The following is an 11,865-nucleotide window of genomic DNA, read 5'->3' on the forward strand; positions in this document are numbered from 1 at the left end:
TGTTTCTCAATGACTTCTTTCATCTTTTTTGATACACTTTTCTTCATGGGTATAGTTCTCCTTTCTCCCGTTTAGGGGATTGTTTAATCCATTGAGAATTATACCCTTTATTGAATTTACAGAAAACATGTTACACTATCCTTTATATTCGGTTGTAACAATTCGCAAGAGTTTGTTAATAGTAAATCAGCATTTTTTTCAAAGTGTAATTGTAAAGAATATTATAAGAAGTTTGGATATAAAATACATATAAAATCGAAAAAATATATAGTATTAATATTTTCAAGTCAAAAAAATTGTTAATCTTATTGATTTTTTTTGATTGACTTTTAATATGTATGTATGGCAAAAAATAACAAAGTCTTGTGAAATTTATAACTTATCAAATGTGGAAGTTATTAAAATCTTTAAATAGTCATTTAAAAGCACAGTCTCTTATACTTTAAAAAAGACAAGGAGTCTCATTATGCAAGAGATTAAGTTCACCATCGATGGAAAAGATGTGACAGGGGGGAAGGGTCAAACCATCCTTGAGATTGCTCTGAAAAATGGTATTGATATCCCATACTTATGTTATCATCCTAAAGTCAGCAAAACCGGTGCATGTCGTATCTGCACTGTCCGTGTGAACGAAGTGATGTTAAAAACAGCATGCACTGAACCAGCAATGGACGGGATGAGGGTAATCACTGAGGATGAAGAAATAGTAAAAATAAGAAAGGGAATTTTAGAACTCCTTCTTGCCGAGGGTGACCATAATTGTCTTTATTGTGATTCCAATGGTGCGTGTGAATTGCAGGCCCTTGTACACAGGTATAATATTGAACAGGTAAATTACGAATATCCTAAACGAAGCCGCGAGATTGATTATGAATCGAGTGAGGGTTTAAAGAGAAATGAGAACAGGTGCATTCTCTGCGGGAGGTGTGTGAAGGCATGTGCTGAGATCCAGGTATCGAATGTGTGGAGTTTTACTGATAGGGGAGGTCACACCCACCTTACCTCAGATTTATATGAAAAGATCGGGGATTCAAGTTGTGTTCAATGCGGCACATGTGTTCAGCTGTGTCCTACTGGTTCCCTTTCACTCCAGACAGTCCTTGGTAGAGGTGAAAATTGGGAACTCACGAAGGAATCAAGCATCTGTATATACTGCGGTGTTGGATGTAAGATAGATTACTATAAAAATAAGGAGGGTCTACTTGTAAAGGCTGTGGGTCATGATGATGGACCCAACAGGGGCCATCTCTGCGTTAAGGGAAGATTCGGTTTTGATTTTGTTCAGAACGGAAAGAGATTGTCAAAACCCCTCATTAAGAGAAACGGTGTATTCGAGGAGGCAAGCTGGGATGAAGCCCTCAATCTTGTAGCGAGTAAGTTTACCGAGATAAAAGAAAAGTATGGTCCTGATTCAATTGGTTCCTTATCTTCGGCAAAATGTACCAACGAGGAAAATTATTTAATGCAAAAGATTATGAGGGCGGTAATAGGGACGAATAATGTTGACCATTGTGCCCGTCTCTGACACAGCTCAACCGTCGCCGGTCTGGCGGCAGTATTTGGTTCTGGGGCAATGACTAATTCAATTCGGGAGATACCCCTGAGCGAAGGCTTTCTTGTAATAGGGTCAAACACAACAGAAAATCATCCTGTCATCGGGTCGATGATTAAAAATGAAGTAATCAACAATGGTAAAAAACTGATTGTCGTAGATCCAAGAAGGATTGAACTTTCTCGATGTGCAGATTATTACTTCCAGATAAAACCTGGTACCAATATAGCAATCCTCAATGGCCTCATGCATGTTTTAATAAGAGAAGGTCTTTATAATAAAGGGTTTGTTGAGAAAAGGTGCGAGGGTTTTGAAGAGCTTGCAAAAACCCTTGAAAAATATACCCCTGAATATGTTGCAGGAATTTGCGGAATAGATAACCCGGAGGATATTGAGAAGGCTGCGAGGCTTATGGCTCAATTGAAACCGATGGCACTTTTCTATTCTATGGGTATAACCCAATTTGTGTCGGGTATGAATAATGTCAAATCAACGGCCAATTTACAAATGCTCCTTGGTAATATGGGTGCGGCAGGTGGTGGGGTGAACCCGCTGAGAGGTCAGAATAATGTTCAGGGTGCATGTGATATGGGGGCACTTAATTCGGTGTATCCTGCATATCAGCCAGTTGCAAATGAGGAGAACAAAACAAAGTTTGAAAAGGCATGGGGTGTTTCAGGATTGCCTACCAAACCTGGTCTTACCCTTGTTGAGATGTTTAATGCAGCAGTTGCCGGTAAGCTGAAAGCCATATATGAGATGGGCGAGAACCCAGTAATGTCTGATCCAAATCAACACCATGTGATTGAAGCCCTTGAATCCCTGGATTTTTTTGTCGTTCAGGATATTTTCCTTACGGAGACAGCACAGTATGCTGATGTGGTGTTGCCGGCATGTTCGTTCCTTGAAAAGGAGGGAACGGCAACTAATACAGAGAGAAGGGTTCAACCCATGCATAGGGTACTTCCTCCATGGGGCGATACGAGGGACGATTGGTGGATTACCATGCAGATAGCCAATAGAATGGGCGCAAAATGGGATTATAAAGGACCTAAAGATATCTTTGAGGAGATAAGGACAGTTACCCCATCATATGCGGGAATCACGTACGAAAGGGTTGAGAAGGAACTGATACAGTGGCCATGTCCTACGACAGATCATCCTGGGACACAGTATCTGCACAAGGATAAGTTTTCACGGGGCCTTGGTTTACTTACTGCGATAGATTATACCCCGCCAGCGGAAGAAACAGATGCTGAATACCCTATAATATTGACCACCGGGCGTATACTTGAACATTTTCATACAGGGACCATGACAAGGAACTCAAAAATTCTTGATCAGATTGTGCCGGAAGGGTTTGTGGAGATCCATCCCAACGATGCAAAAAATTATAACATCACGGATGGCGAGGTTATATCAGTATCGTCGAGGAGGGGGAGCATCAGAATAAAGGCAAAGGTGACGGACAGGTTGAAACCCAATGTGGTTTTTATTCCTTTTCATTTCTTCGAGGCTGCAGCGAACATATTGACTATAGATGCCCTTGACCCAGTGTGTAAGATCCCAGAGTACAAGGTGTGCTCTTGTAAGATTGAAAAAATTTATCTGTAAAGGCGGTGATGGGAGATGATAACAACAGAGGATATAAAAGGCGTAATCGAGAAAAGAGGAAGTGCAAAAGAGCATCTTATGTTTATATTGCGGGATCTGGAGAATCTTTCTGGTAATAATCAGCTTGACATTGATGTGTTGAAGAAAGTAGCTGAGATGACGAATATCCCAAAGAGCGCCATTGCAGGTTTTGTGGGCTTCTATACCATGTTCAAGACAAATCTTAGGGCACGGTTTATTATAAGGGTTTGCAAGTCGGGGCCGTGTCATGTTATGGGGGCAAGAACAATTTTTGATGCAATAGAGCGAAATTTAGGTATTAAGCCTGGTAAAGCAACCCCTGATGGTCTGTTCTATCTTGAAAAGTGTGAATGCCTTGGTGTTTGCTCGGTAGCCCCTGCTATGATGATAAACTATGATATCCATGGCAATCTTACTGAGAAAAAAATAAAACAGATTTTAAAGTCTTATAAATCCAGAAAGCCAATCTTTGGAGAAAAATGCGGGCCGGAGGTAGAGGGTAAGACTTGCGTTATTGATGATGATAGACAGACAAAGAGACTTTTAACCATGGTTGGCAAGGTTGACCCTCTTAGCATTGATAGTTATATAAAAAATGGAGGGTATACCGCGATAAGGAAGGCCATCAAAGAATATTCTTCAGATGATGTGATCAATATTGTGAAGGATTCAGGGCTCAGGGGTAGAGGTGGTGCAGGATTTCCTGCAGGCCTGAAATGGTCGTTTATGCCGAAAGGGGATATGCAGAAGTATGTGATATGTAATGCCGATGAGGGGGAGCCAGGTACCTTTAAAGACAGGGTCCTTATGGAGGAAAATCCCCATTTGATTATTGAGGGGATGTTACTTTGCGGGTATGCGACCGGTGCCACCGTTGGTTATATTTACGTGAGAGGGGAATTCAGGCGTGCCATTGAGAGACTTCAAAAGGCTATAGACCAGGCAAGAGAAAGAGGAATATTGGGGAAGTACATTGCAGGTCCAACATTCAGCTTTGATATTTTTATTAAAGAAGGTGGCGGTGCGTATGTATGCGGTGAGGAATCATCACTTATGAATTCAATGGAAGGCAAGCGAGGTTATCCACGGTTCAGACCTCCATTCCCCGCAGGGGCTGGTTTTATGGGGATGCCGTCAAACGTTAATAATGTTGAGACATATGTATCTGTCCCGATGATTATTGAGCATGGTGCCGGATGGTATAAGTCACTTGGCACAGAAAAATGCTCTGGAACAAAACTTTACTGCCTGTCGGGTAAACTGAATAGAACAGGGCTTGTTGAACTGCCAATGGGGGCAACCCTTCGTGATATTATTGATATATATGGAAAAGGTATTAAAGATGGAAAAACCCTTAAGTTTGCACAGGTGGGTGGTTCAGCTGGAGGTATCCTTGGTAAAGATTTACTTGACCTACCTCTTGATATAGATCAGACAATAAAAGCTGGTGTTACGCTTGGTTCCGGAGTTGTCCTTGCGTGCGATGAGGATACCTGTGCGGTCGATTTTCTCCTGAATATACTCAGTTTCTTTGCCCACGAATCCTGTGGTCAGTGTGTCCCATGCAGGGTCGGGACATCACAATTACACTATCTTGCAAAGAAGTTTGCAATGAGGACGGCAGTAGAAAAGGATATCGATACTATGGTTGAAAAAGCACAGTTGATGAAACAGGCTTCACTATGTGCCCTTGGGCAATCACCCATACTGCCGATAACAACAACGCTAAAGTATTTTAGAGAAGAATTTTTAAGGCACTGTGATTCTGGCTATAACTGTCCGGAGTGCGACAGAACAATAGCAAGATTTTACACATAACACTACTAATTGAAAAGGAGGAACAATGGCCAACAAACCTGTAGAAATTGTGCAGCTGGCAGGAGATGCTGGAAAGTACAAAGCAAATTTAACACCTGGTAACTATTTAATAAGAAGTTTTATGGCGGGTCTGCTTATTGCTGTTGGTGGAGCACTCGCTACTGTCTGTTCAACTGGATTGGAAAACACCATGGGTCCTGGTTTTAAATCTCTTATCGCCGGGGCAGTATTCCCGGTAGGGTTGATTGCAATCGTTATCACCGGTATGTCACTTTTTACCGGTGATACCATGCTTATACCAATGGCTGTTTTTCAGAAGAAAACAACATGGGGCAGGGTTTTTAATGCGTGGTTCTGGGTCTACATTGGTAACTTTATCGGTTCGCTATTCTGGGCGTATCTGATGGCAGTTGGACCATTCAGCAAGGGTGGAAGTCCCGAGATAACGGTTTTTGGACAGAACGCGATCGGTATAGCACAGGCAAAAACATTACCATATATGGCAGCTGGAGGCATTGGACTCTGGTCAGCTTTTATGAAGGGCATTGGGTGTAACCTTTTAGTGAACCTTGCCATATTACTAGCCATTTCATCCAAAAACATGATAGGAAAGTTCTTTGGAATCTGGTTCCCGATAATGGCATTTGTCTCTTCAGGATTTGAACATAGCGTTGCAAATATGTATTTTATACCGGTAGGTATAATGTTAGGTGCGAAGGTAACATGGGGACAGTTCATTCAGTGGAATTTGATACCAGTAACCCTTGGAAATATTGTGGGCGGGGGTATCTTCATCGGCGCTGTCTACTTTTATTCCTTTAAGAAGGAACTTTCTACTGTATCACCAACATAATCAAATACCCCGGTCTTAAGAAGGCCGGGGTATCCTTTTGTTATTCTATATCTCTTAAGGCTATACGTACTTACCTGCAATGTAGTCGCTTAATTGTTCGATGAGCTTTTCCTGTTCTGAGATTATGGACTTTACCACATCCCCGATAGAAATCAAACCAACGAACTTGTTTTTATCGAAAACAGGCAGGTGTCTTATACGTTTAGCTGTTATGAGCACCATGCACTCTTCAATAGTGTTTTCAGGTTTTACACTGAACATATGTGAGGTCATGATTTCTTGAACGAGGGTATCTTTTGACGATTTCCCTTTCAGAATAACCTTTCTTGCATAATCACGTTCTGAGACGATACCGACAGCCTCTCCCTTTTCCATAACTACTAAAGCCCCTATTTCCTTTTCCCCCATGAGCTTCAGTGCCTCAAACACCGTGGCAGTTGGTGAAATTGACCAGACCTCGCTTTTTTTTGCTTTCAGAATGTCCTTGACGGTCTTCATAATTTACCTCCCTCTCGAAAATTTTTGTCAAAATATTTAATAGTCATTAATAATAGTCATTAATAGTAAATCGGGCGATATGCATATTAAGTAAATAGAATACATAAAAAGATGCTCTCGACGCAAGAATTATTTTTGTTTAGGTAAGCTTCTGTAGACCTTGATCTTCTGGTTACATAAATACCTGTCAGCCAGAGCAGGCATATGTATCCGAAAATAGAGAAGAGGTAGACACCCTTCATTTACTTACTTCTTCTTAAAAAATTCTTCCAATCTCTCTTTAAATTGCTCCTTGCATGCAAGTTCTGAAACGTAGAGCCTCTCTTTGTCAAGATGTTGATCAAGACCAAGGTATGAGGAGTAATTGACAAGATTTTTGAAATACGGAATAGTCTCCATTGGTAGTGCTTTAAGGTCTTTTAGGATCTGTTTTAACTTTTCTTCTAATTCTTCCTCTTCAAATATGAAATTAACAAGGCCAAGCTCCTTTGCCTCAACCATGTTTATATTGCGGGAAAATAGATACAGTTCATTAAACCTTTTTGCCCCTATTAGTCTCGGGAGGAATATGCTTCCTCCGCCATCAGGCGTGAGACCTATCCTTCTATAACCCATGTTCATTACAGTGTTTTTAGTGGCAACCGTTATATCACATGCCAGTGCAAGCCCGATACCTGCCCCCACGGTAACACCTTCTAATACAGCAATGGTAATGGCACCTATGTTTCTTATCATCTTTATGCTTTTATGAAGCATCTCAGCCATTGAATCAATCAATGCCCCTGCATCTTTGCTATTCTTGAATTCAAGTGTATCTCCACCTGCACAAAAAGCCTTTCCAGAGCCTCTGATAATTATTATTTGAGCAGATTCCTTTTCGGCGTTCTGTAAAGCAGCATACAGACTCACAAGAAATTCTGAATTCATTGCATTCTTTTTATCAGGTCTGTTCAGAGTGATTGTGTATACCTCATCTTGATACGATTCCAGTATTACAGCCATTTTTTCCTCCTATAATTGAGCGTAGAGCGCATAGCGTAAAGCGTGGAGTTTTGATTTTACTGAACGCTGAATATTGTTAAATTTCAAAGGAACTTCCTACCGATGCATATGAAAATCTATCCCCGAATTCTTTAAACAGCCTGTATGCTACTGTTAAGCCCGTACAGTGCGAGACACCAATTATCTGTATGTCTATTTGTTTTATTATGTCAATTGTGTAATTCAGTTGTTCTTCCTCAACAAAACCAAGATGTGTTCCACCGATAACCGCATAAAATGTCTCTTTTTTCATTTTTCTAACTATATGCCACAATGTATTTATTATACCGGCATGCGCACAACCGAGCAGCACCACAATACCTTTTTTCGTTGAAAAAATAAGTGCTTGATCATCAGGGATTATGTCTCTTTCAAAAATATCCCCTTTTTTGACATATAATCTCCCGTCACCCTTCTCGAATTCAGTCAACCGTGGAATCTCACCTGTGAGATATATCCCGTTTTCTATCTCCTGAAAATCAGTATTGAATATAAAGTTGGCGCCTTTTGTTTCTAACAAGGGTTTTCTGTGAGGAATTCCTATAAATCTTTTTTCAGTTTTAAGGTCTTCTTTTGAAATTGCGAATTTTTCTTCGAATATTGCAGGGTGTCCATACACATTGATGGGGTTTACCACATCGAGTACATGAACAAGACCTCCGGTATGGTCATAATGACCATGGCTTAAAAATATCTTTTTGACACTACTTAAATCCTTTTTCAAAACCCGGGCGTTATGGAGAATACTGATACCTGAGCCAGTATCGAAAAGGTATGAACCGCTATCTGTCTCGATGTATACAGCAAACCCATGCTCTCCAACAACTGCGAGGTTCCCCACCACATTTTCACAGAGAATTGTAATTTTTAGATGATTTAGCTTGTCCAAAGTTTGTATCCCCTTATGTTAATTGTATCACCTTGTGTTAACAATCTGTTTTTTTATGATTAAACATCTGGGATAAATTTTCAAGATAATTGTTTAGCTAAATACTGAATCAAAGTTTATGTTTATACTTATTTGTAATAGGGAAGGTTCTGTCTTTTCCAAATGACCTTTTTGTGATTTTTATACCTATCGGGGACTGTCTCCTTTTGTATTCACTTTGGTCTACCATACCCATAATCTCTTTCACCAGTCTTGTATCATACCCCATGGCTGACAATTCATCGATAGTTTTATTATCCTCAATGTATGCAGTCAGTATGGGGTCGAGTATTTTGTATGGTGGGAGGGTATCGGTATCTTTCTGGTCTGGTTTCAGTTCAGCCGAAGGGGCTTTTTTAAAAACTCTCTCTGGCATTAACGGATACCTTTCTTTTTTGTTTCTCCACATTGCGAGTTTATACACAAAGGTTTTTGAAACATCTTTAAGGACAGCGAAACCCCCTGCAGTATCGCCATATAACGTTGAATAACCTGTGCCAATTTCAGATTTATTTCCACTATTTAAAACGAGCCAGCCGAATTTGTTCGAAAAGGCCATTAAAATGTTTGCCCTGATACGTGGCTGGATATTTTCTTCAGTAATATCAACGGGTAAGTTTTTAAAATGGGTTTTGAATAGATTCATATATGTTCTGAATAATGGAACTATAGGGATTTTAAAAATTTTTATGTTGAGATTTTTTGCAAGTTGATAGGCATCCTCTTTACTTTCTATTGATGTATACTGTGATGGCATAAAGATACCTGTCACGCTATCTTTGCCGATTGCATCTTTTGCAATCAATGCTACAAGGGAAGAATCGATCCCACCGCTTAAGCCTAATACTACCCTCTTAAAACCATTTTTTCTCACATAATCCTTTACTCCCAGGACAAGTACTTTGTAAATCTCTTCTAATGGTTTAAGCCTTTTCGTTATTTTTTCCTGAACCGCCTTCTTTTTTTGTTTAAGTTGAAAGGAGATATTAATCGTTTTTGTTTTTCTATCAATACTTGCCTTATTTGTTTGTTTATACATTAAATCAGCCACAACAAGGTCTTCTTCAAAAGGTGTACCTCTCGATATAATTTCCCCCTCCTCATTAATAATGAAACTCTCTCCATCAAACACAACCTCATCCTGTCCCCCTACCATATTTACGCAGGCTAAAACAGCATGGTTCTCATAAGCTTTTTGAGAGGCTGATTTTTCCTTTTGTATATTCCCCCCGATATAGTACGGGGATGCATCAATGTTTATGATGAATTTTGTACCGGGATGTGCTTTTAAGTGTAAAATATCATCACCAATAGACACCGAGAAATAGACACCGTCAAGGTTGTATAATGGATAACCTCCACCTTTCTGGAAGTATTTGAATTCGTCGAATATACTACTTCTTATAAAATTGATTTTATGATAGACATCGATCAATTTACCGTTAGAGATAATGGCAGCCCCGTTGTATATATTATCTCGTGCATCGACAAAACCGACAATAGAGGTGATTCCCTTCGTGTGGGGTACAATTTTTTTTAAGCAGATCATATTGTCCTTTAAAAAACTGGTATTTAGTAGAAGGTCTTCAGGCGGATAACCCGTAATTGAAAGCTCTGGAAAAATAACAATATCCGCATTATTTCCCTTTGCTTTTTCTATATATTCGATAATTTTTTCTGTGTTACCTCTTAAATCTCCGACAGTTGGGTTAATCTGTGCAAGAGCAATCCTTAATATCCTCATAATCAATTTTTATCATACTCAATTAAGAAAATATAGGTAAAAGTTATTTATAAAGAACGTGGGCTATTATACCCTCCATGGTGGTGGAAAAACTGGATAATTAAATTCTATCAAAAAGGGTTCATCCCATGTAATGTCATGGAGAAATATTTTCTTTAGCCCCTCTAAGGTTTTAGTCCTTTTTGCCTTGATACCAAAGGCATTGGCAAGCTTTATAAAATCAGGATTTGTTAGCTTCATAGAATCTTTTATTCCATACGTTGTGTTCATATAATCCTCAAGTATGCCAAAACTGTTGTTGTTGTAGACCAGGAATACGACAGGGATATTATATTTTTTTATCGTTGAAAGCTCGCCTATGGTGGGCAAAGCACTTCCATCACCGCATATTGAAAGACACGGCCTGTCAGGTCTCCCTATCTTTGCACCAATGCTTGCAGGAAGGGCATAAAAGATTGGTGATATTCCTCGTGGCATGATAAAAGTATTCTGGTAATAGACTGGAAAGTAATACTCTGCCCAGTAAGAGGGTAAACTCAAATCCCATACTGTTATCGTATCTTCCGGAATAACCTCTCTAATAAGCTCTATGATCTTAAAACCTGTGGATGTTTTTTTAATTGTTGCGTATTCCTTTTTCTGTGTCTTTTTCAGTTCTTTGAGGCTCCATTCAAATCTTCTTCCCTTTAGGGTTTGGTGAAGCCCTTCTAAAGCCTTTTTTATATCTCCTATGATTTTCAGCTTTGTAAAATAATTTTTACCAATCCATTGCTCGTCTATATCAATATGGATGAGTTCCTTTACTTTTACCCCTCTTCGCTTAGCGTCCACATCACGCAGCCGTGTCCCGATTGCTATCACAATATCAGATGATGCGATAATATCCTTTACAATCCCCTTTTGCATGATGCTGCCAAAGGCGTATATGCTATCTTCACGGATTATCCCCTTGCCCCCTGTACTTGTGAGGAAAGGCATTGATGTACCCATACAGATACTATTCAAAATTGGTTTTATGTCTTCGAACATCAGGGATTTTCCACCTATAATTACCGGTTTTTCCTTCCCCCGTAATGCTTCTTCAACCCTGCTTAAATCAGGCTCAATCTCTTGTTGTTCCTCCCCATTAATCTGGAAAGGGGCTTCCTCTTCAAAAAATGTATAGGGGATAGAGATGACTACAGGTCCCCTTCTCTTAGAAAACGCAGTAAGATACGCATCATCAAGGGTTGGGATGAGGTCATTTTTATTTGAGACAAAGAAAGTTTTTTTTGTGAAATGTTTGAAGATATTCTCGGGTTCTTCAAGCTCGTGTAATATACCTTTGCCTGTTTCTTTTCTACCAGTATCAATATGGATGATAAGAAGGGGAACATCATCACCATAGGCTTCCATACACCCTGATACTACGTTACCGAGTCCAGGTCCCGGGGTAACGATGAGTACTCCAACCTTACCAGATGACCTTGCATATCCATCAGCCATAAATGCGATGTTTGACTCGTGTCTACCTATAAAAACATTAATACTGTGTCTTATAAGGCTTTCATTGAGAGGAAGCGTATGGATTCCAGGCAGATGGAAAATGTTGTGAATGCCCTTTCTCTCAAAATAGTGTAATATTGCCTCTTTTCCCACCATAAAAGGACACTTTTCGGAAGTTTAACATAGTAGTACTAAAAGTTAAATAAAATTTTACTTGACAAAAATTTAGTTTTTTTTTAGTTTAATACTATAAACTTCTTGTGAGCGTATATTGTTATGAAATTTGATGAGGCAAGTATAGGGGAAAGGAT

At 39.6% G+C, this 11,865-nt stretch carries 8 protein-coding genes; 3 read left to right on the forward strand and 5 right to left on the reverse strand.

From position 1 onward, the window contains the following. The first annotated feature begins 466 nt into the window (after positions 1-466). Genes fdhF through NTU69_07415 form a run of 3 tightly spaced genes read left to right on the forward strand, consistent with a single transcriptional unit; the run spans position 467 to position 5,858 of the window. Entirely contained in the window at positions 467-3,166 is a 2,700-nt protein-coding gene (fdhF, locus tag NTU69_07405) for a formate dehydrogenase subunit alpha (GenBank protein ID MCX5803342.1), read from the forward strand. 15 nt (positions 3,167-3,181) lie between these two features. Next, complete coding sequence (gene nuoF, locus NTU69_07410) at positions 3,182-5,005, forward strand: NADH-quinone oxidoreductase subunit NuoF (GenBank protein ID MCX5803343.1); 1,824 nt, start codon at positions 3,182-3,184, stop codon at positions 5,003-5,005. 25 nt (positions 5,006-5,030) lie between these two features. Continuing rightward, positions 5,031-5,858, forward strand: a complete 828-nt coding sequence (locus NTU69_07415) for a formate/nitrite transporter family protein (GenBank protein MCX5803344.1) — start codon at positions 5,031-5,033, stop codon at positions 5,856-5,858. Between the two features lie 60 nt (positions 5,859-5,918). Here NTU69_07415 and NTU69_07420 read toward each other — a convergent pair whose 3' ends face one another. The 5 genes from NTU69_07420 to NTU69_07440 form a co-directional block, all read right to left on the reverse strand. Beyond that, positions 5,919-6,356, reverse strand: coding sequence for a CBS domain-containing protein (locus NTU69_07420; protein ID MCX5803345.1), 438 nt, complete (start codon positions 6,354-6,356; stop codon positions 5,919-5,921). A gap of 246 nt (positions 6,357-6,602) precedes the next feature. Beyond that, entirely contained in the window at positions 6,603-7,358 is a 756-nt protein-coding gene (locus NTU69_07425; protein MCX5803346.1) for an enoyl-CoA hydratase/isomerase family protein, read from the reverse strand. 76 nt (positions 7,359-7,434) lie between these two features. Next, entirely contained in the window at positions 7,435-8,286 is an 852-nt protein-coding gene (locus NTU69_07430; protein MCX5803347.1) for an MBL fold metallo-hydrolase, read from the reverse strand. Between the two features lie 109 nt (positions 8,287-8,395). Further along, on the reverse strand, positions 8,396-10,069 hold the full coding sequence (locus NTU69_07435) for an NAD+ synthase (GenBank protein ID MCX5803348.1): 1,674 nt from the start codon (positions 10,067-10,069) through the stop codon (positions 8,396-8,398). 66 nt (positions 10,070-10,135) lie between these two features. After that, a complete protein-coding gene (locus tag NTU69_07440) occupies positions 10,136-11,710 on the reverse strand; it encodes a thiamine pyrophosphate-binding protein (GenBank protein ID MCX5803349.1) in 1,575 nt (524 codons plus the stop codon). Between the last annotated feature and the right edge of the window lie 155 nt (positions 11,711-11,865).

It is taken from the genome of Pseudomonadota bacterium, from assembly GCA_026388215.1.
Taxonomy (GTDB): domain Bacteria; phylum Desulfobacterota; class Syntrophorhabdia; order Syntrophorhabdales; family Syntrophorhabdaceae; genus JAPLKF01.